14 protein-coding genes are annotated in these 20,429 nt (G+C 65.3%); 9 read left to right on the top strand and 5 right to left on the bottom strand.

Features of this window, described 5'->3' with window-relative positions; translation table 11 throughout:
• Positions 1-28: 28 nt before the first annotated feature.
• Genes DT603_RS06495 through DT603_RS06480 form a run of 4 tightly spaced genes read right to left on the bottom strand, consistent with a single transcriptional unit; the run spans position 29 to position 3,702 of the window.
• On the bottom strand, positions 29-1,312 hold the full coding sequence (locus tag DT603_RS06495; protein ID WP_162349040.1) for a TRAP transporter large permease subunit: 1,284 nt from the start codon (positions 1,310-1,312) through the stop codon (positions 29-31).
• A gap of 2 nt (positions 1,313-1,314) precedes the next feature.
• The gene (locus tag DT603_RS06490; protein ID WP_162349039.1) at positions 1,315-1,839 is read right to left on the bottom strand and encodes a TRAP transporter small permease; all 525 of its coding nucleotides are present in this window, start codon (positions 1,837-1,839) and stop codon (positions 1,315-1,317) included.
• A gap of 10 nt (positions 1,840-1,849) precedes the next feature.
• Positions 1,850-2,842 (bottom strand): TRAP transporter substrate-binding protein DctP, encoded by a 993-nt coding sequence (locus DT603_RS06485; RefSeq protein ID WP_162349038.1) that lies wholly within the window; start codon positions 2,840-2,842, stop codon positions 1,850-1,852.
• The gene (locus DT603_RS06480) at positions 2,842-3,702 is read right to left on the bottom strand and encodes a 2-keto-4-pentenoate hydratase (RefSeq protein ID WP_425500940.1); all 861 of its coding nucleotides are present in this window, start codon (positions 3,700-3,702) and stop codon (positions 2,842-2,844) included. The genes DT603_RS06485 and DT603_RS06480 overlap by 1 nt, the downstream gene beginning before the upstream one ends.
• A 149-nt stretch (positions 3,703-3,851) precedes the next feature.
• Here DT603_RS06480 and DT603_RS06475 point away from each other — a divergent pair, with 149 nt between their 5' ends.
• Together DT603_RS06475 and DT603_RS06470 are read left to right on the top strand one after the other, a co-directional pair.
• Positions 3,852-5,204 (top strand): pectate lyase family protein, encoded by a 1,353-nt coding sequence (locus DT603_RS06475; protein ID WP_211368310.1) that lies wholly within the window; start codon positions 3,852-3,854, stop codon positions 5,202-5,204.
• A 24-nt stretch (positions 5,205-5,228) separates the two neighbouring features.
• A complete protein-coding gene (locus tag DT603_RS06470; RefSeq protein ID WP_162349037.1) occupies positions 5,229-6,851 on the top strand; it encodes a carboxylesterase/lipase family protein in 1,623 nt (540 codons plus the stop codon).
• A gap of 109 nt (positions 6,852-6,960) precedes the next feature.
• Here DT603_RS06470 and DT603_RS06465 read toward each other — a convergent pair whose 3' ends face one another.
• A complete protein-coding gene (locus tag DT603_RS06465; RefSeq protein WP_162349036.1) occupies positions 6,961-9,753 on the bottom strand; it encodes a TonB-dependent receptor in 2,793 nt (930 codons plus the stop codon).
• 242 nt (positions 9,754-9,995) lie between these two features.
• Here DT603_RS06465 and DT603_RS06460 point away from each other — a divergent pair, with 242 nt between their 5' ends.
• The 7 genes from DT603_RS06460 (at position 9,996) to DT603_RS06430 (ending at position 20,411) form a co-directional block, all read left to right on the top strand.
• Complete coding sequence (locus DT603_RS06460) at positions 9,996-11,015, top strand: sugar kinase (protein ID WP_162349130.1); 1,020 nt, start codon at positions 9,996-9,998, stop codon at positions 11,013-11,015.
• Positions 11,016-11,126: 111 nt separating this feature from the next.
• Positions 11,127-11,993 carry an HpcH/HpaI aldolase/citrate lyase family protein gene (locus DT603_RS06455; RefSeq protein ID WP_162349035.1) on the top strand — a complete coding sequence of 289 codons (867 nt, stop codon included), beginning with the start codon at positions 11,127-11,129 and terminating at the stop codon, positions 11,991-11,993.
• Complete coding sequence (locus DT603_RS06450; RefSeq protein ID WP_162349034.1) at positions 11,993-14,428, top strand: sodium:solute symporter; 2,436 nt, start codon at positions 11,993-11,995, stop codon at positions 14,426-14,428. Before DT603_RS06455 ends, DT603_RS06450 begins: the two co-directional genes overlap by 1 nt.
• Positions 14,429-14,648: 220 nt before the next feature.
• Positions 14,649-15,530, top strand: coding sequence for a LysR substrate-binding domain-containing protein (locus DT603_RS06445; protein ID WP_162349033.1), 882 nt, complete (start codon positions 14,649-14,651; stop codon positions 15,528-15,530).
• Between the two features lie 320 nt (positions 15,531-15,850).
• Positions 15,851-18,082 carry a TonB-dependent receptor gene (locus tag DT603_RS06440; protein ID WP_162349032.1) on the top strand — a complete coding sequence of 744 codons (2,232 nt, stop codon included), beginning with the start codon at positions 15,851-15,853 and terminating at the stop codon, positions 18,080-18,082.
• Between the two features lie 14 nt (positions 18,083-18,096).
• Positions 18,097-19,464 (top strand): serine hydrolase domain-containing protein, encoded by a 1,368-nt coding sequence (locus DT603_RS06435; RefSeq protein ID WP_162349031.1) that lies wholly within the window; start codon positions 18,097-18,099, stop codon positions 19,462-19,464.
• On the top strand, positions 19,461-20,411 hold the full coding sequence (locus DT603_RS06430) for a ribokinase (protein ID WP_162349030.1): 951 nt from the start codon (positions 19,461-19,463) through the stop codon (positions 20,409-20,411). Before DT603_RS06435 ends, DT603_RS06430 begins: the two co-directional genes overlap by 4 nt.
• Positions 20,412-20,429 lie beyond the last annotated feature (18 nt).

The following is a 20,429-nucleotide window of genomic DNA, read 5'->3' as shown; positions in this document are numbered from 1 at the left end:
GGCAAGGCGAACCTCGCCGGTCGCCGACTCAGGCCTTCAACAACGCGGGCAGCCACAAGGAAAGTCCGGGGAAGAATGCGACCACCAGCAGGACGAACAGGCCCGCCAGCCAGAACGGCCAGATGCTCTTCATGCTCTCGGCGACCGTGATCTTGCCGATGGCCGTGCCGATGAACAGCACCGACCCAACCGGCGGCGTGACCAGGCCGATGCCGCCGGTCAGCACCAGCACCAGGCCGAAGTGGATCGGATCGATACCGTAGGCCTTGGCCACCGGCAGGAAGATCGGCGTGCAGATCAGGATCATCGGCGCCAGGTCCATGAAGGTGCCCAGCAGCAGCAGGATCACCACAATGAGCAGCAGCACCATGTATTTGTTGTGGGCGACCGACTGCAGCGCATCCACGGCCGCCGCGGGCACCTGCAGGTAGGCCAGCAACCAGCCGAAGACCGCCGCGGCTGCGATCACGAACAGGATCACCCCCGTCGTACGGGCGGCATGGGTCACCGTGGCGAAGAATTCGCGGACCCCCAGTTGCCGATACAGCACGCTGGTCACCAGCAGCGCATACACCACGGCAATGGCGGCGCTCTCCACGGCGGTGAAAATGCCGGCGCGGATTCCCACGAAGATCAGCGCCACCAGGCCCAGGCCGGGCAATGCGGACACCAGTCGCTTCATTACCGCAGGAAATCCGGGAAACGGCTCCACGCCGTAACCACGATGACGGGCCACCATCCAGCCGGTGAACATCAGGACCACGGTCATCAGCAGCGCGGGCACGATGCCGGCGGCGAACAGGTCGGCAATGGACAACCCGCCACCGGCGGCGGCCGAAAAAAGGATCAGGTTGTGCGAAGGAGGCACCAGCAACGCCACCAGCGCCGCGGTGATGCTCACATTCACCGCGAAGTCGCGGTCATAGCCGCGCTTGATCATCTGCGGAATCATGGTGCCGCCAACGGCAGAGACGTCGGCAATGGCGGACCCGGACACCCCACCGAAGAACAGCGACGAGAGGATGCTCACCTGGCCCAGGCCGCCACGCAGGCGACCGACCAGCGACGCGGCCAGGCTGATCAGGCGTTCCGATATGCCGCCGCGCATCATGATCTCGCCAGCGAAGATGAAGAGCGGGATCGCGATCAACGATGCCGAACCCGTTCCAGAGGAAATCTGCTGGACCAGCACGATTGACGGCAGGTCCAGGTAGAGCAGCGTGGCCAGCGACGCAGCGGCCAGCGCATAGGCCACCGGCACGCCGATCAGCAGCAGGATGGCGAACAGGCTGAAAAGGATGGCAATACCCACGGTTATGGCGCTCCCGCCGGAACAGGCGCATGCAACGCCTCGACCAGCTGCAACAGTGCGAAGACAACCATCAGGCCCCCGCCAATCGAAAGCGGCAGGTAGTTGATGCTCTGCGGCAGGTTGGCGCCGGCCGTGGGAATGTCGAAGCCATCCACCAGCAGGATCCATCCCCACCAGGCGATGGTGGCGCCGATAGCGACGATCACCAGCGGCGGTATCGCCTGCAGCACGCGCTGCGCGTTGGCGCCAACCGAGTTGGCCAGCAGGTAGAAGCCAAAATGACGCTTGCTGTGCACGCCCGCCGCGGCGCCCATGCTCATCGCGGTGCTGAGCAGCAGCAGGGTGACCGGCTCGGTCCAGCTGGGCGAATCATTGAGCACGTAACGGGCGATAACCTGCCAGCCCTGCACGACCACCAGGCCGAGCAGGGCCGCGGCGGCAATACCGATGGCCAGGTCGGACAACAGGTCGACGGCACGCGCAACGACGCCGCGGGAAGGCGCACTTTCAGAGGTGGTTTCCAGCATCGCGACGGGCTCAGGCGAGGTCGCGGATGCGACGGTAGAGGGTGTCCAGTTCCGGCTTGCGCAGGTATTCCTGCAGCAGAGGCCGGGAGGCATGCTTGAACGATTCCAGGTCGACCTCGTTGGTGTGCACGCCATGGTCGACCACGGCCTTGCGGGCGGCGCTGTCCGACCTGTCCCACAGCGCGCGCATCACCGCGACCGATTGCCGGGCGGTGGCGATCATCAGCTCGCGGTCGGCGGCGGTCAGCGCGGCCAGGCTTCGCTTCGAAATCAGCAGCACGTCGGGCGCATAGGAATGATTGCTCTGCGACCAGTAGCGGGCAGCCTCGAAGTGGCGACTGGAGTGGAAGCTGCGCATGTTGTTCTCTGCGCCGTCGATCATGTGGGTTTCCATCCCGGAGAACACCTCGCCCAACGACAGCGGGGTGGGGTTGGCGCCGAACAGGCGCAGCATGCGGATGAAGATGTCGGAGGCGGGTACGCGGATCTTCAGGCCATGCAGGTCGGCCGGCGTCACGATCGCGCGACGCGCGTTGTAGAAGCAGCGTGCGCCCGAGTCGTAGATGGCCAGGCCGACCAGGTCGCGATGTTCGAAGCCGCGCAATACCGTGTCGCCCACGCCTTCGTCCATCGCCCGCCGCATGTGCGCCACCGAATCGAATACGTAGGGCAGGCAAAGGGACTGGGTGAGCGGGAAGGCATTGTTCAAGGCGCCGGAATACACCCGGGTCATGTCGATGGCGCCATAGCGGGCCATGTCGATGGCTTCGGATTCGCGCCCCAGCTGCCCCGAGTGGTACTGACGGATGCGCAGGCGTCCGCCGGTTTCGCGCTCCAGGGTTTGCCCTATCCAACGCACCGCCTCCACGGTCGGGTAGTCCTTCACGTGCACGTCGGTGGCGGTGAGCACGGTGCCGGACGCGGTGGCGGCCAGCAGCGGCGCGCCTGCGAACGGAACCGCGCACGCGGCGCCCACGCCGGCCAGGAATCGGCGACGGTCCACTAGGTCTTTTCCTTTCCGGAAACATCCCCGGCGACCTGCGCCGCGTCCAGCGCATGGCAGCTGATGTCGCCAAAGCCGGTGAAGCTGATGCACGCCGACTGGCCGGCGACGATGTCGTGGATGCCGGTGGCGTTGCCGGTGGCGATCAGGTCGCCGGCGCGCAAGCGGCGTCCGCGCCTGGCCGAGCGCGACAGTGCAAATGCGAATGCGGCGCGCAGGCCGCCGGGCAAGGTGGTCGCGCCGCCACTCCCCACCAGCTCGCCTTCGATGAAGGTCTGGCAGGTCAACTGGTCGTCGCTCATCGACTGCCAGTCCGGGATCTCCTCGCCCAGGATCAGGCCGTTGTTGTTGCCGAAATCCGAAACGACCACGCGCGGGCCCAGTACGTTGATGGTAGCCAGTGGGCTGCTGGCTATCTCGACCCCCATGTGCAACGTTGCCGGCAGCGCACCGGCTTGGTCACGTGTCCAGTCGGTCTTGTCGCGTGGCGCGTCAACCAGCAGGCGGAGCACGTATTCGGCTTCCACCGCCGCGAAACCACCGCCGAATACCGGGAAGCCGGTGCTGGTTCCCGCAGCATGCAGCAGGCCGCCCGCAAAAATCGGCCCCAGCAGGCGATCGTCGCCCGATTCATCGCGCTTGGCGGCGGCGATGAAACCCACCTTCCATCCGACAAGCTGGTCATGCCACTGCGCTATGGCCAGGTCCTGCACTCGATAGGCAGTCAGCAGGTCATCGGGAATGCGACCGGGGAAGTCGGGCAGGGAAACGCCTTGCGCACGCGCTGCGACGAAACTCCTCGCAATGTCGGCCAGTTCCGATGCCGGTACTGGTTCCAGATCGCTATTGCCGGTGCTCAATCGGCCTCTCCCAATTAGGTCGTGTTTGTTGCACTGCCGATGGACAGCAGGGGTCGATGGCTTGTATATGGTAAACCGGTGTCATTTACAATACGCACTGCCGCAAACCGCACGGTGTGCGTCAACATCCGTTCCTGGGAGGGAACCATATGCAAACCACCAGTGCTTCGCGCACCGTCCGGCGCCGACGGCCAATTCTTGCGATCCTCGTCGCCCTGTCATGCAGCCTGGGCACGGCGGTCGCAGGCGAAGCCAGCGCACCCCTGGCCTTTCCTGGCGCGCAGGGTTGGGCGGCGCACGCCATCGGCGGGCGTGGGGGCAAGGTCATCCGCGTCACCACCCTTGCGGCCGAGGGCCCGGGTTCGTTCGCAGAAGCGGTCCACAGCAAGGGGCCGCGCATCGTGGTCTTCGAGGTCGGCGGGGTCATCGACCTCGGCGTGAAAACGGTGAGCATCCGCGAGCCTTACCTGACCATCGCCGGGCAGACCGCGCCGCAGCCGGGCATCACCCTGATCCGCGGCGGCCTGGATATCTTCGCCCACGAGGTGATCATCCAGCACCTCCGTGTGCGGCCCGGCGACGCCGGCCTGGCGAAGATGAGCGGCAACGATTTCGACGCGATCAGCACGGTCGGCGCCCACGACGTGATCATCGACCACTGCTCGCTGACCTGGGCCACCGACGAGAACCTGTCGGCCTCGGGTACCCGCTTCGCAGGCGACACTCCGGAGCAATGGCGACAAGGCACCTCGCACCGGATCACCTTCAGCAACAACATCATCGCCGAGGGCCTGGCCCACGCGAACCATGTCAAGGGTGAGCATTCGAAAGGCTCGCTGATCCATGACAACGCACGCGACATCCTGATCGTCGGCAACCTGTACGCACAGAATTTCGAACGCAACCCGTTCTTCAAGGGCGGCACCCAGGGTTGGGTGGTCAACAACCTGATCTACAACCCGGGCCAGCGCGGCATCCAGTACAACCTGATCGCCGCCGAATGGGCAGGGCACCCCTACCAGGACGGTCGCATGGCAGTGGTCGGCAACGTGATGCGGGCCGGCCCCGATACGCCCGCCAAATCGGCCTTCTTCATGTTTGGAGGCTCGGGCAATCTTGATCTCTACATGCATGACAACATCGCGGTGGACCGCATCGGCGATCCGTTGCCGCTGCTGGGTCGCTACACCACCGCAGCGGTGGCGCCACGGCTGCTGAAGGAGGCGCCGCCATTGCCGTTCGGGGTCAAGCCCATTCCGGCCACGCAGGTGCAGGATGCGGTGATCGCCGATGTCGGCGCGCGCCCGTGGGATCGCGATGACATCGACCGGCGCATCCTCGAGAACACCATCGAGGGCCGCGGCCACATCATCGACAGCCAGGATGAAGTGCTGGGCTATCCAAAGCACGCGGAAACCCGCCAGGCGTTCGTGCCATCGGACTGGAACCTGGAGACGATGGAGCCGCTGCAGCCGCTCAGGCATCGCGATCCGCTGAAGTAGCCGCCCCGCAACCAGGCACAACCGATGTCAGAGCACCGCGACGCCCCATCAAGCACCCGCCGTGATTTTCTCAGGCGTGCCGGCTGGCTCGGCCTTTGTGCCGGCGCGCAGGCCTCGCCCTGGTTGCATGCGGCAACGTCGTCGCCATCGGCCGCGCCACTTGCGACTGTCCGCAGTGGCAGGATTCGCGGCTACCTGGACCGCGGTGTGCGCGTGTTCAAGGGAATTCCCTATGGCGGCGATACCTCCACTCGCAGGTTCATGCCGGCACTGCGGGAAGCGCCGTGGCGTGGCGTGCGCGAAGCCATCGCCCATGGCGCTTCTGCGCCGCAGTCGGGCGAAGACCAATCCACCAGCGAGGATTGCCTGTTCCTCAACGTCTTTACACCCGCGCTCCGCGACAATGGCAAGCGGCCGGTCCTGTTCTACATCCACGGCGGCGGTTACAACAACGGCTCGGGCAGCAGTCCACTCTACGATGGCGTTAACCTGTGCCGCCGCGGCGACGTGGTGGTGGTCACGCTCAACCACCGCCTCAATGCCTTCGGCTATCTGTACCTGGCGGAACTGGGTGGTACGGAGCTGCAGCAGTCGGGAAACGTGGGCCAGCTGGACCTGGTGCAGGCGCTGCACTGGGTTCGCGAACACGTCCACGAATTCGGCGGCGACGCCGGCAACGTCACCGTGTTCGGGCAGTCCGGCGGTGGCGCCAAGATCGCCACGCTGATGGCCATGCCCGCCGCGGCGGGCCTGTTCCATCGCGCCATGACCATGAGTGGCCAGCAGGTCACCGCGGCAGGCCCGCGCGCCGCTACCCAGCGCACCCGCCTGCTGCTCGCTGCACTGCAGCTGCGTGCCGACGAACTCGAGCGCCTGCGCACCTTGCCGGTCGCCCGCATCCTCGAAGCAGCGCGGACCCGTGATCCTTCGCGCATCGAGGAAACGTCGCTGTATTTCGGCCCGGTGCTGGACGACCGCAACCTGTATCGGCATCCGTTCTATCCCGACGCGCCGCCCCAGTCGGCCCACATCCCGATGATCATCGGCAACACCCGCGATGAAACGCGCGCCTTCCTCGGCAACGATCCCGAGAATTTCAATCTCAGTTGGGATCAGCTTCCCGCCCGGCTGCAGGCGCAGCAGTACACCGACCTGCTCCCTGAAACGGTGATTGCCGAATACCGCCGCCTTTACCCGGACTACACGCCCTCGCAGGTCTTCTTTGCCGCCACCACCGCGGGGCGGTCGTGGCGCGGGGCGGTGGATGAGGCAGAGGCGCGTGCGCGGCAGGGCGCGCCCACCTGGGTATACCAGCTTGACTGGGGATCGCCCCTGGACGGGGGCAAGTTCGGCGCCTTCCACACACTCGATATTCCACTGGTGTTCGACAACATCGCCCAGCCCGGCTCGCGCACCGGCACGGGCGCCGCTGCCCAGCGTGTTGCCGGACAGATGAGCGACATGCTGCTGGCCCTGGCGCGACACGGCGAACCCGGCCATGCCGCGATTCCGGATTGGCCGCCATATTCACTGCAGGGGCGCGAAACAATGCTGTTCGACGTGCCGTCGCGCGTCCAGAACGACCCGCGCGGCGGCGAGCGCAGGCTATACCAGCGCGCCCCGTTCGTGCAGCGCGGGACGATGTAGGCCGAGCCTCCGGCATCGCGAACGGCCCACAAAAAAGGCCCGGTTGATACCGGGCCTTTGCCTTCCTGCGGCAGCCACGACGGGAGGGGAGTCCCGTCGTAGCGGGCAGTCAGAACTTGTAACGCACGCCGAGCAGGAACTGGCGCCCGGTCTGGCTGTATTCCAGCGGCAACTGCACGTTGGGATTGGAAACCCAGGACTCCTGCGCCTCGTTGGTCAGGTTGTTGCCTTCCAGGCTCAGTTCGAACTGGTCGTTGATCTTCCAGCGGACCGACGCATCCAGCACGGTGGTGCCGCTCTGGCCATGCACGCCGTTGCCCGCGCTGTCGAAGCCCACTTCCGTGCCCGGTACCTGGATCAGGTAATCGGAACGGTTGGTGGCCGACACGCGGCCGGAGAAACGCTTGCCTTCATAGAACAGGGTGGCGTTCCACGAGGTCTTCGACAGGCCGGTCAGGTCTTCCTTCTGCGCCGCCACGCCGCTAGACAGCAGGTACTGGATCTGCGAGTCGACATAGGTGTAGTTCAACTGCGTACCGAAGTTGCTCCAAGGCCCTGGCAGGAAGGTGAACGATTGGGTGTAGTTGACCTCGAAGCCGGTCAGTTCGCCGCCCGGCGTATTGAGCGGCACGCTGAACACGAAGTCATCCGCGGCAGTGGCGCCGGTACCCACGAGCACGCTGTCATCCAGGCCGCTGGTCGAGAACGGCCGGGTTTCGCGGGTGGTCTGGATAAAGCTCTCGATATCCTTGTAGAACACCGCCACGCCGAGCATCGCGCCTTCGTTGAAATACCATTCGAAGCCCAGGTCGGCAGTCTTGGCACGCACCGGGTCGAGCAGGGGATTGCCGGCCGAGACCGTACGTGCCGAGCCACTGACGCTGACCGTCACGCCAGGCGTGAGGCTGCCGAGCGGTGGCCGCGACATCACCTTGGCGGCACCGAAGCGGATCAGGAAGTCAGGCGCGACCTCCGCGACCAGGTTCAGCGACGGCAGCACGTCGTCGTACTCGCGCAAGACCGTGACCGGCGTGAACACCGTGCTGGCACCCACGCGCGTGGTGGCGATGCCGCTGGCGCTCTGGCTGGTACGTACGTAACGCACACCCAGGTTGCCCGAGAACGGTACCGGGCCCAGGTCGGTGGAGAACTCGCCCATCAGGTAGGCGCCGCGGTCCTGTTCGCTGATCGCCTGGTCGCTGGCGACGAAATTGCTCAGCGCATAGGTGCCGCTGTCGCTGAGAATGCCGAAGGTCTCCGCAATGCGGGAGAAATTCAACACGACCCAATCGTTGGGCGAACCGCCCAACCCACTCAGGCGCGCCAGTTCGGTCATGTCGGCAGGCACTGCCGTGGTGCCGCCAGTGAAGGTCGGCACGATGGTTTCGGCCGCGGTCCGCCGGCGCTCGGACGACGTGAATCCGTAGTTCTTCGCCTGTATGCCGCCGCGCAGGGTCAGCGACGGATTAAGGCCCCACTCGAAATCGAGCTGGCCGGTGTCGAAGGTATTGGCAACCTGGTTCTGGCGGAGCCGGATCACGGCAAGGTTCCAGCCGGCTGGGCTGGTCGGGTCGAAACCGTAGTTCAACACCGGCAGGTTGGCATTGCCACGATAGTCGTAGCTGTAGCCATCGACGTCCAGCTTGTCCATCATCACCGTCGCCTGGACGGGATTGTCGTGGTCGGACTTGGAAGTGCCGATCTTGCCGGTGAGGCGGAAGTTGTCGCTGAAGCGGTGCTCACCATCCAGGCTGAGCTGCTTGAACGTGGTGGTCCATTCGTCGTGGCGGCTTTCCGAGCGGATGTCCACGTTGTCGAACAGGCCGTAGACCAGCGCACCGTTCTCGATCACGCCGTCCCTGACCAGGATCTGCGGCTTGCCAGTGGCCCCGGTCTTGCTCAGGCCATTGGCCTCGATGTACTTCTCATTGCGCTCGGCATCGATCTTCGAATACAGCGCATCCAGCGAGAACAAGGTTTTGGACGACGGCTTGAACTGCAGCGAGGCGGTGACGCCCAGGCGCTTCTGGTCGTGTTCCTGCAGGGTGTAGCGGGGAAAACGTGGTGCGTAGACGTTGGCGGCCAGGGCGGGCGTATAGGGCGAGGCGGGGTTGAAACCGCCGTTGGTCGTGCCACCCGACCAGCGCACCGTGCCGGTCCCTTCGTCCAGGGTCTGGCGTTCGGAATAAGCCACCGAAAGCAATGCGCCAAACATGCCGTCGGCCCAGCTGTTCGCGATCAGGCCGGCGAACCTTGGGCTGGTGGTGTCGGAGGCATCGTTGAAGCTGCCTTGCAGGTTGGCCGACGCGGTAAAGCCGTCATAGTCGAACGGGCGCGCGGTGCGCAGGTCGACGGTCGCGCCAAGCGAGCCTTCCTCGACATCGGCCGATGCGGTCTTGCGCACGATCAACTGGGAGAACAGGTCCGAGGCGAATACGTTGAAGTCGAAGCCGCGGCTGCGGTTGGCGCCGCCCTGGCCATCGCTGCTGCCAACCGAACTCATCGCTTCCAGGCCATTGAGGCGTACGCGGGTGAACTGCGGGCCGAGTCCGCGCACCGTGATGCTGCGGCCTTCGCCGGCGTCGCGGGCGATCACCACGCCAGGGATTCGCTGCAGCGATTCGGCCAGGTTCAGATCGGGGAACTTGCCGATGTCTTCTGCAACGATGGCGTCGACCATGCCCTTTTCGCTGCGCTTGATATCCAGCGCCTTCTCCAGGCTGGCCCGGTAGCCGGTGACGACCACCGTATCCAGGGTATCGACGGATTCTTCGTCGGGGCTGGCCTGGGCTGGAGTCGCGTCCTGCGCGAATGCCGACATCACATTCAACTGCAGTGCCAATCCAATTGACAAGGCAAGCACGGTTACCGGTGTTTTCCGGTGGCTGTAACGGCTTTGCATGGGTTCCCCTCCTCAAGGGCACATGATCGCTCTGACGGCGGTTTCTGGCGTTGGAAATATCGGGTTTTCGTCACCTTTCGGCATGGTCCAGAAGCAAAATGACACCGCTGGTCAAAAAAACCGTAACAGAGTGTGCAGTGCAACAACAACTATTGGTTCCGGGGCGTTATCGTGTGTCCCGGGACAACCAATGCCGCAGTCCAATGACCACGGCGCCGACGGCAAAAAAATGGAGTGATGGCATGCGGGGACACGTGGTCTGTTTCGGAGAGTTGCTACTGCGCCTGGCTGCGCCGGCACGCCAGTTATTGCTGCAATCCCCGCTGCTGGAGGTCTGCACGGGGGGTGCGGAAGCCAACGTGGCGGTGTCGCTGGCGCACCTTGGCCATCGCGCCGAGATGGTCGGGGCGGTTGCCGCCAACGGGCTGGGCGACTCGGCCACGGGCGAATTGCGACGCCATGGTGTCGGCACGTCCAGCATGCAAACCGCGCCGGGACGCATGGGTTTGTACTTTTTGACACCGGGAGCCATGCAACGCCCGAGCGAGGTTGTTTACGACCGTGCCGATTCCGCTTTCGCGCGCTCGGGGGGTGGCGTCCATGACTGGGCCGCATTGCTGGCGGGGGCCGACTGGCTGCACGTGTCCGGCGTCAGCCCTGCCCTGGGACAAGCAGCGGCTGACGGCACCCTGCGCGCCGTGCGGGCGGCACGACAGGCCGGCGTCAAAGTGTCTTTCGACGGCAATTTCCGTCCCAAGCTGTGGGAGGCGTGGCAGGGCGATGCCGCAGGAATCCTGCGTCAGGTCATGGCCGAAGCCGACCTCCTGTTCGCCAGCCACCGCGACATCGAGGTCGTGCTGGGCAAGCCTTTCCGCCAAGCCTCCTACGAAGAGCGCTTCCAGGCGGGTGCCCGCGCTGCGTTCGATGCCTTTCCGCATTTGCGAAGGATGGCGGCCACCCATCGCGTGCAGCGCAGCGTGGACCATCACCAGCTGTCCGCCCTCGATGCCTGGCGCGATGGCAGCAGCCAGGTAACGCCTGCCTACGAGCTGGCCGCGATCGTCGACCGCATCGGTACCGGTGATGCCTTCGCCGCCGGGGTCCTGCACGGCGAGATCGCCGGCATGGCCGCGGCCGATGGCCTGCATTTCGGTCTGGCCGCGGCCTGCCTCAAGCATTCGATCGCTGGTGACTTCAATCTGGTCGGAGTGGATGAAGTCGCCGCATTTCTGAGTGAAAAGAGCTTCGACGTACGTCGCTAAGCGCGCAAGCGAGGCATGCACTCAAAATTTAAAGTTGCTTCTGAATATGGCGCCAAGGACTTTTCTTTGCTTCCGTATCGCTCACACTGCGCGCCATGAAGAGCATGGTCCATGCGTAGCAAGCTGTTCGTCCCGGGGGTGCGTCCGGAACTGTTCGCCAAGGCCCTGGCGGGCGAAGCCGATGCGCTGAGCCTGGACCTGGAGGATTCGGTTCCCGAATCCCGCAAGCAGGAGGCACGCGAGCAGGTCGCGGCATTCGTGCAGACTGCTGCGGTGCGCGACAGCGCCAAGCTGATGGTGGTGCGGGTCAACGCCCTGGATACGCCGCACCTGCAGGCCGACCTGGACGCAGTGGCCCGCAGCGGAGTCGACCTGATCAACCTGCCCAAGGTCGAGTCTGCGCAGCAGGTCCTTGAAGCAGTGTCGATGCTGGAGCGCGCCGAAGCGGCCAACGGGCTCACCCGGCCCATCGGTCTGCTGCTCACCATCGAGACACCGCGTGGCTTGCGGCACGCTGCCGCGATCGCATCGGCGCACCCGCGCGTAGCCGGCCTGCAGGTGGGCCTGGCCGATCTTTTCGAACCTTTTGGCATCGATCGGCGCGATGCGGCCAACGTCCATTCGACCCTGTTTGCGGTGCGCATGGCAGCGGCCGAAGCCGGTGTGTTCGCCTGGGATGCGGCGTTCGCAGGCATCGGGGATGCAGCAGGTTTCCAGGCCGAGGCCGCAATGGCCAGGCGGCTGGGTTACGTGGGCAAGACCTGCATCCATCCAACCCAGGTGGCCCTGGCCAACGCCGCATTCCTGCCGGACGCCAACGAAATCGCGGCGGCGCGGCGCATCGTCGCCGCCGCAGGCCAGGCGGACAATGCGGGCCGCGGTGCCTTCCTCGTCGATGGCCGCATGGTCGACCTTCCTTTCCTGAAACGCGCGCAGGCCCTGCTGGCCAGCGTCGATTCCAGCCCGAGCCAGTCTTGATGATCCATTCCACGTTAACGGCCCGCGCCATGCTGGCCGTGTCGATGCTGTTGGCCTGCGCATGGTCGCAGCCGACGCGTGCCGAAAGCCTGTCCAGGGTGGAAACGAAGCCGCTGCCGGGAGTCGCAACCGCTGAGCCGCTGCTGGGCCTGGTCGCAGTGGAAGGCAAGCCGCTTGCCATCACCGCCGACCAGGCATGGATCCTGGAAGGTGGCCAGTGGACGCTGTCGCACTGGAGTCCCGCCGCGTCGACCGTTGCCTTGAAAGGCGTGTTCGGCAATGGCCAGCGGGCCTTCCTGCTGCGCGGAGCAGGGGCGGGCGACGCCGTCGCCTCGGTAGAGCGCCTGAGCCTTGCCAACGGCCAGCCCGTTGCCACCGCGCTGCCGGCGCCACCGCTGGCGCTGCAGCAGGTGCGCGCGGCAAACAATGCGGACAATGTTTATCTCGCCGGTATTGACCCGGCCGGAAAGGCTGCGCTGCTGTCGCTGGCGACCAGCGCCGACAAGCCCGCGTGGAAACAGTCGCCGGGATGGCCGGGCGACGCGCTGCCCACCTCGCTGGTCGCGCAGACCTCCGCCGTGTTCATCACCCTTCCGGCTGCCGGTGGCGAACATATCCTGCGCTGGGCCGCGGACACCGGCTGGCAGGATCGCGGCAGCGTGCCGGGCAGGATCATCCCGGGTTCGGCGCGGGCGATCGGCCAGGCGCATGTGATCTATCTGGTGGATCCCGGCACTGGCACGCCGCACATGATGACCTTCCAGACCATCACCGGCTCATGGGCGTCGCTGCCCGATTCCGATGCCAGTGGCGTGGCCATGACCGCGGCCTTCGACAACGGCCTGCTGTGGGCGCGCGCCGGCGCGGACGGCAAGGGCATCAGCTTCGAATCGACCCAGATCCAGTCCGGCAAGCTGCTGCTGCGCTGGCTGGACTGGATCGTGATCGTGGTCTACCTGGGCGCCATGCTCGGCATGGGCTTCTACTTCTACATCCGCGAGAAGCGCAATTCGACCTCGGACTTCTTCGTCGGTGGCCGCAGCATTCCGTTCTGGGCCGCGGGCGTCAGCCTGTACGCGGCCAACACCAGTTCGATCAGTTTCATCGCCATCCCGGCCAAGGCCTTCGAGACCAACTGGCAATACCTGACCAACAACCTGATCGCGGTGATCGGGCTGATGTTCGTGGCGGTGTGGATCGTGCCGCTGTTGCGCCGGCTCAACCTGATGTCGGTTTTCTCGTACCTGGAGACCCGGTTCCACCCCGCCATCCGCATGCTGGCCAGCGCGCTGTGCATCGTCATGCAGATCGGCAGCCGCATGAGCGTGGTGCTGTTCCTGCCCGCGCTGGCCATTGCCACCATCACCGGCCTGCGGGTGGAGTGGAGCATCCTGATGATGGGTGGCTTCACCATCATCTATACCGCTATGGGTGGCATGAAGGCGGTGATCTGGACCGATTTCGTGCAGGTGATCGTCAAGATGGGCGGGGCGATCTTCGCCATCGGCTTCATCATCTGGACGCTGAAGGGCGGCTTCGGCGAATTCCACCAGATCGCGGCGGCGGCCGACAAGACCAAGCTGTTCGACTTCAGCTTCGACCTGACCAAGGCCACGGTCTGGGGTTTCATCTTCCTGGTCCTGTTCGACGTGGTGCTGACCTTCCCCAAGGACCAGGTGCTGATGCAGCGCACGCTGTCGACCAAGTCCGACAAGGAAGCGGGGCGCTCGATCTGGGCCTTCGCCCTGATCATGATCCCGGGCGGCTTCATCTTCTATTCCATCGGCACGGCGCTGTTCGTCTACTACAAGAACAATCCCGAACGCATGAATCCGCTGCTGCCCATCGATGCGACCTTCCCGCTGTTCATCGCCGCCGAGCTGCCCATGGGCGTGACCGGGCTGATCATCGCCGGCATCTTCGCCGCGGCCATGGCCACCCTGTCCAGCATCATGAACAGCGTGGCCACGCTGGCCTCGGTGGATTTCTACGAGAAGCTCGCCAAGGACCCGACCCCGAAGAAAAGCGTGCTGTTCGCCGAGCTGGCCACCGTGGCCACCGGTTTGGCCGGCATCGGCGTGGCCTTGCTGCTGTCGCGCTTCGACATCCATTCGCTGTTCGATGTGTCCATTGAACTGGCCGGCCTGCTCGGCGGTGGTTTCGCGGGTGCCTACACCCTGGGCATGTTCACCCGGCGCGCCAATTCGGCCGGCGTGGCCATCGGCGTGGCCGCCAGCATCGCGCTGACCCTGATCGCCTGGTCGATGGATCTGGTGCACCCGTATTTCTACCTGGCCATCTCGATCATGCTGTGCATCGTGATCGGCTACCTGGCAAGCCTGCTGTTCCCGGCGCCGACCCGCGACCTGGATGGCCTGACCATCTATACGAAATCCGACAGCAACTACGTCAAGCCCGTCGCTGCCGACGCGTAACAGCAATGGGCAGCGGTTGATGTTGCAAGCCGAGTTTGCGCGGCTGCCCTGGCTTCTTGGCGAAAACCAGCCGGGCAAGCTCGGCTACAAGGAGAAATGGCCCGGCACGACGGGCTCTGCCGCGTGCGGCAGAGGGCGGTGCGCGGATTTGGGTATCCTTGCCGGTGCCTGCACGGTCGATCCGGCAAGCCATGACTGCCTGCTTTCCCAAGAGAACCGTGTGGATACCCAATTCCTCAAGACCTTCGTGGCGGTGGTTGACCGTGGCTCGATGGCCGCCGCGGCGCGCCTGCTAAACATCACTCCGGCCGCGGTGGCCCAGCAGATCCGCACGCTGGAACGCGAGATCGGCGCGCCGTTGATCGCGCGCGCGGGCCGCACCGTCAGCGTCACCGAGGAAGGCTCACGCATCCTGCAGCGCAGCCGCGACCTGCTGCGCGACGTGGCCGACCTGCGCAGCCTGGCCAATGACAACGCGGTCTCCGGCGAGTTGCGCCTGGGCGCCTGTCCCACCGCGCTGGCCGGCATGCTGCCGGACATCCTGGCGCGGATGGTGGAAAAATTCCCGGGCATCAATGTGTTCATCAAGCCGGGCTATTCGGCCGATCTGTACCGCGCCGTGGAAGGCGGCGAGCTGGACGCGGCGATCGTGCTGCACGCTCCCTACACGCTCCCCAAGACCTGCAACTGGCAGCTGCTGCGCGAAGAGCGGCTGGTGGTGCTGGCCCCGGCGGGCATGGCAGGGCGCGACCCGCATGAACTGCTCGCCACCCAGCCACTGATCCGCTACGACCGCAACCATTGGGGCGGACGCCAGGCCGAGGAATACCTGCAGCGCGTCGGCATTACCCCACAGGAGCGTTTCGAGCTCAACGCGCTGAATGCGATCGCGGTGATGGTCGATCGCGGCCTGGGTGTCTCCCTGGTGCCGGACTGGGCCAAGCCCTGGCCGGAAGGATTGAAGCTGGTGCGTCTGGCGCTTCCAGAGGAAAGCGTGCCGCGGCAGATCGGCATCGTCTGGTCGCGCTCGACCATCCGCATCCGCCTGGTGACCGTGTTTCTGGAAGAGAGCCGTGAGGCGATGAAACTCGTCAACGCATAGCGCCCCCTGGCGCGCCGGTGCCTGGCACCTGCAATCAGCCCGCCAATCGCCTCGATCAACGACGTTTGTTGCAGCGCGTCATAAGTCGTTGATCCGTAAGCAACAAAAACTAGACTCTGAACATAGTTCCCACCGGTTCTATTCGCCGGGGCCAGCACCTAGGCTGCGCTCCATTGCCGGGGTTGTACGTCGTGTCCGAGGGGATGGCCGGGATGCAGGTCGCATTGCATGCGAACTGCCGACGTGCAGAGGCAAACGGGGGAGCCGCGCTGTTTCGCGTCTCTGGAAAAAAACAAGAACTTCAAGAGAGACCAGACACCATGAAGCACGTACCGGCCACATTCGGCGTTTTCCTGCTGGCGGCTGCAGTCAGCGCCAGCGTCCATGCGCAGCAGGCAGCGTCAGCGGCCGACCCGATCCCGCAGGAAGAGAAGGCCAGGGCGGTCGACCTGGACGGCGTCGTGGTCACCGGCACGCGCAGTCCCAAGGCGATCGACAAGATCCCCGGCGCGATCACCCTGGTTTCCAAGGAAGAAATCGCCCACACCCTGCTGGTGACCGAGGATGCAACCGCCGTGCTGGCGCGCACCGTGCCCGGATATGCCGAATCCTCGCAGGCAATGAGCAACACCGGCGAGACCCTGCGCGGGCGCATCGCGCTGCGCCTGTTCGACGGTATTCCGCAGGGATCGCCGCTGCGCGAGGGTGGCCGCAACGCGACCTTCACCGACATGGGCATGGTCGGCCGCATTGAAGTGATCAACGGCCCATCCGCGTCCGAAGGCATCGGCGCCGCGGGCGGCATCATCAACTACCTGTCCACGGTGCCCAGCAAGCTGGGCAGCGAGGTCACCGTGACCTCGCGCTATTCGACCCAGTTCGGCAGCGACAGCGCGGGCTGGAAGCTGGGCGTCAACTACGCCTACCTGGCCGACGAGTTCGATTTCATCGGCGGCGTCTCCCGCATCGACCGTGGTATTTCCTACGACGGCAATGGCCGTCGCATCGGCATGAACACCAGCGGTTCGGTTTCAGACTCGGTGGCCGACAACATCTTCCTGAAGGGCGGTTTCAACTTCGGCGAGAACGGCGAACAGCGCCTGCAGGCTACCTACAGCCACTTCAAGATCGAAGGGCAGGGAAACTACAAGCAGGTCGAGGGCTGCCGTTTCGATCCCGTCTATTGCCCGGTGCCGACCACCAATACCTCCGAGCGCGGCCAGATCTTCGGCCAGAAGGCCGAGTTCAACGACTTCCTGCAGTACGCGCTGAAGTACAGCAACAGCGACCTGTTCGGTGGCAGCTTCGTCGCCGATGTCTACTTTGCGGACCAGGCGATGCGTTACCTGCCCGAGAACGGAGAGGACAAGCAGCTGGTCAAGCCGGCACCGCCGGAAGCCCAGCGCATATTCGACCAGTCCGAGATCGTGACCGAGAAGCGCGGCATCCGCACTTCATGGACGCGCGGCGACCTGTTCGGCGTTACCGGCCTGGAATTGCGTACCGGTGTCGACCTGGTGGAAGACGAGGCGCAGCAGCGCCTGGCGCTGACCAACCGCCTGTGGGTGCCGCCGATGGAGTACTCGAGCACGGCCCCGTACGCGCAGCTGACCTACGACCTGGGTCCGGTCACCCTGAGCGGCGGCTACCGCCATGAAGACGGTGAGCTGCACGTGGACAGCTACACCACCACGGCCTATCGCAATGCCGTGTTCGTGCAGGGCGGCGGCGTGCAGTACACCGAGGGCCTGGTGAACTTCGGCGCGATCTGGCGCATCACCGACGAATGGTCCGTATTCGGTTCGTATGGCGAAGGCTTCGGCCTGCCCAACATCGGTATCCCGCTGCGCAATATCCAGGTGCCTGGCCAGTCGGTGGACCGCATCGCCGACCTGCAGGCCATCGTGGTGGAGAACACCGAGTTCGGTTTCAACTGGCGCGGCGAGCATGGCTCGCTCAGCGGCTCGCATTACGATTCCAAGTCCCCGTTCGGCACCTCGCTGGCGGTGGACCCGGTCAATAACGACTTCATCCTTACCCGTGCCCCCGTCCGCATCAAGGGCATCGAACTGAGCGGCGACTGGCGCTTCAACGAGGAATGGAAAGTCAGCGCGCTGTACTCGCGCATCCGTGGCTTCACCTCGTTCTGGAATGCCGACCTGCTTGGCAGGTACCAAGCGGGCGGTTTGAACAAGCCGATGGGCGTGCTGGACATCAATCCGGACAAGTTCTCGGCGTCGGTGGCCTGGAAGTTCGTGCCCAACGGCGATATCACGCTGGGAGCGACCATGTTGATGGATCGCCACATCAGCGGTTCCGACGTGCGCGAATTCGACGGCAACACTTACAGCTACGACGAGAAGACCGAGGGCTACACCCTGCTCGACCTGGGCGTGAACTACCAGTCCGAGAAGTTCGGCCGCTTCTCGCTGGGCATCGAGAACCTGACCAACAAGCAGTACATCCTCAGCTGGTCGCAGCTGCCCGGCTTCCAGAACTACTGGGCAGGCCGTGGCCGCATGATCTCGTTCACCCACCAGATCAAGTTTTGATCGGCGAGTTGTCGATGGCGTACGCCTGCCTGCAGGTCGGGTTCAAGCTCGCCCTGCCGGATGACGGACGGCCGCCATCGACGACCCACCTGCACGCACGCCTGAAGTTCTTTCCCTTGTTGTGCGGCATCGTGCTCGGCCTGGCTTCGGTGGCCGTTGCCTCATCGCCGCCGCCCACCAGCGCTGCAGGCGCGGTGGCCGACTCTCCTCGGCTACCGGCGCAACGCCTGCAGACGCTGGATGGCTTCCTGCGCCAGTCGACCGACGCCCATGGCTACCTGGGCGCGGTCAGCCTGGTCTACCGCGATGGTGCCATCGTGCAGTCGCAGGCCTACGGCTTTGGTGACCTGGCGCGTCGCTCGCCGATGCGCGAGGACTCCATTTTCCGCATCTATTCCATGACCAAGACGGTGACCACGGTCGCCGTGCTGATGCTGGTGGAAGAGGGCAAGCTCTCGCTCGACGATCCGGTCGTGAACACGCTGCCCGAGTTCGCGGACATGCAGGTTCTGGTTGCAGGCACCGCCGACAGGCCAGTCCTGCGGCAGGCGCGTTCGAAGATCACCCTGCGCCAGTTGCTGACCCACACGGCCGGGTTTGCAACGGCCGGTGGCGAGGAGGCGACCCGACTGCTCGAACGCGCCGACCTGCATGGTTCGGCGGACCTGGCGGAGTTTTCAAGGCGCCTGGCGAAGCTGCCTCTTGCAGTGGAGCCCGGCACGCGCTTCCGCTATGACGGCACCCAGATCGAAGTGGCCGCGCGCATGGTGGAAGTGGCCAGCGGGCAGCGCTTCGACGACTTCGTGCAGCAACGCATCCTGGGTCCGCTGCGGATGCACGACACCGGTTTCAGCGTGCCCGCCGACCAGCGCGGGCGCATCGTCGATATCACCGTGATGGGCGCGGACGGCAAACTCGTCCTTGACGACGGCCCCAGTGCGCGTGAACCCGGTGCCATGCTCAATCCCTATCCCAGCGGGGCCGGAGGACTTTATTCCACCGCGCCCGACTTCCTGCGCTTCGGCCGGATGCTGCTTGCCGGCGGCTCACTCGATGGCGTGGCGATCCTCGGCCCGCAGAGCGTCGCCGCGATGATGACCAACCAGCTCGGCTTCCTCGCCCGGCCGGTCACCCAGTTCAGCGATGCCGAAGGCTTCGGCCTGGGCGGCTCGGTCCTGCTCGATCCTGCCGGCAAGGGCCGCCTCGGCGCGCCGGGCCAGTTCGGCTGGTCGGGCGCGGCCTCCACCTACTTTTCCATCGACCCGAAGAAACGGATGATCTCGATCCTGCTGCTGCAGCACCTGCCCAATGACGCGGCCAACGATCTGCCGCGCATCAGCACGACCTACTACAATCTGGTCCAGCAGGCACTGCCGCGATGAACGCGCGGGTCCGCGACACCCTGCTGGTGGCGGGGTCGGCAAACCTTGATTTCGTGGTGCGTGCCTCGCACGTACCCGCTCCCGGCGAGACCGTGCTGGGGCGCGAGTTCGCCACTTTCCCGGGCGGCAAGGGCGCCAACCAGGCGGTGGCCAGCGCGCGCGCCGGCGGCGTGGCCACGCGCATGCTGCTGGCCCTGGGCAACGATGGCTTCGCCAGGACCATCGAGCATTCGCTGGCCGATGCGGGCGTGGAGATGCAGGTGGTGCGCAGCGTGCAGCCCACCGGCACCGCCTTCATCTGCCTTTCCGATGACGCAGAGAACGCCATCACCGTGGCCCCGGGCGCCAACAGTGCCCTGCTGGGCAACGAGCTGTCCTCGCTGCAGGGCGTCAGCCATCTGTTGCTGCAGCTGGAAACTCCGCTGGAAGCGGTGACCGCCTACGCGCTGGCCGCGCGCGAAGCCGGCGTGCAGGTCGTGCTCAACGCGGCGCCGGCACGCGCCTTGCCGACCGAGCTGTTGCGTTCGGTGGATGTGCTGGTGGTCAACGAAGGCGAGCTGGCCGCGATCACCGGCCACCATGGCAGCGTGGCCGAATGCCTGGCGCTGCTGGATTGCCCTTGCGTGGTGGTGACCCTGGGCGCGCGCGGTTGCTGCGCACGCCAGCAGGCGCGGTTCTTCCTGCAGTCCGGATTCAAGGTGCAGGCCGTGGACACCACCGCCGCCGGCGATACCTTCTGTGGCGCGCTGGTGGCGACGCTGCATCTGGGTCAACCACTGCCGGCAGCCCTGCGCTACGCATGCGCCGCCTCGGCGCTGGCCTGCACGCGCCTGGGCGCGCAATCCAGCATTCCCCAGCGTGCCGAAGTGGAAGCGTTGCTGCGCTCCGACGATCGCCACGCGCACCCCGACGAGCATGTCCTCGCCGCCTATTGCGGCCTTGTGTGACACTCGCTTCCAGCCTGT

The organism is Pseudoxanthomonas gei (genome assembly GCF_010119615.1).
GTDB lineage: Bacteria > Pseudomonadota > Gammaproteobacteria > Xanthomonadales > Xanthomonadaceae > Pseudoxanthomonas_A > Pseudoxanthomonas_A gei.
Note: the sequence above shows the minus strand (reverse complement) of the source record. Positions and strands in the feature narration are given on the sequence as shown.

What these genes read in the sequence shown, in the direction of transcription:
- DT603_RS06490 (WP_162349039.1), bottom strand. Translation starts at nt 1,839, where the DNA reads ATGCTGGAAACCACCTCTGAAAGTGCGCCTTCCCGCGGCGTCGTTGCG.
- DT603_RS06475 (WP_211368310.1), top strand. Translation starts at nt 3,852, where the DNA reads ATGCAAACCACCAGTGCTTCGCGCACCGTCCGGCGCCGACGGCCAATT.
- DT603_RS06470 (WP_162349037.1), top strand. Translation starts at nt 5,229, where the DNA reads ATGTCAGAGCACCGCGACGCCCCATCAAGCACCCGCCGTGATTTTCTC.
- DT603_RS06465 (WP_162349036.1), bottom strand. Translation starts at nt 9,753, where the DNA reads ATGCAAAGCCGTTACAGCCACCGGAAAACACCGGTAACCGTGCTTGCC.
- DT603_RS06460 (WP_162349130.1), top strand. Translation starts at nt 9,996, where the DNA reads ATGCGGGGACACGTGGTCTGTTTCGGAGAGTTGCTACTGCGCCTGGCT.
- DT603_RS06455 (WP_162349035.1), top strand. Translation starts at nt 11,127, where the DNA reads ATGCGTAGCAAGCTGTTCGTCCCGGGGGTGCGTCCGGAACTGTTCGCC.
- DT603_RS06450 (WP_162349034.1), top strand. Translation starts at nt 11,993, where the DNA reads ATGATCCATTCCACGTTAACGGCCCGCGCCATGCTGGCCGTGTCGATG.
- DT603_RS06440 (WP_162349032.1), top strand. Translation starts at nt 15,851, where the DNA reads ATGAAGCACGTACCGGCCACATTCGGCGTTTTCCTGCTGGCGGCTGCA.
- DT603_RS06435 (WP_162349031.1), top strand. Translation starts at nt 18,097, where the DNA reads ATGGCGTACGCCTGCCTGCAGGTCGGGTTCAAGCTCGCCCTGCCGGAT.
- DT603_RS06430 (WP_162349030.1), top strand. Translation starts at nt 19,461, where the DNA reads ATGAACGCGCGGGTCCGCGACACCCTGCTGGTGGCGGGGTCGGCAAAC.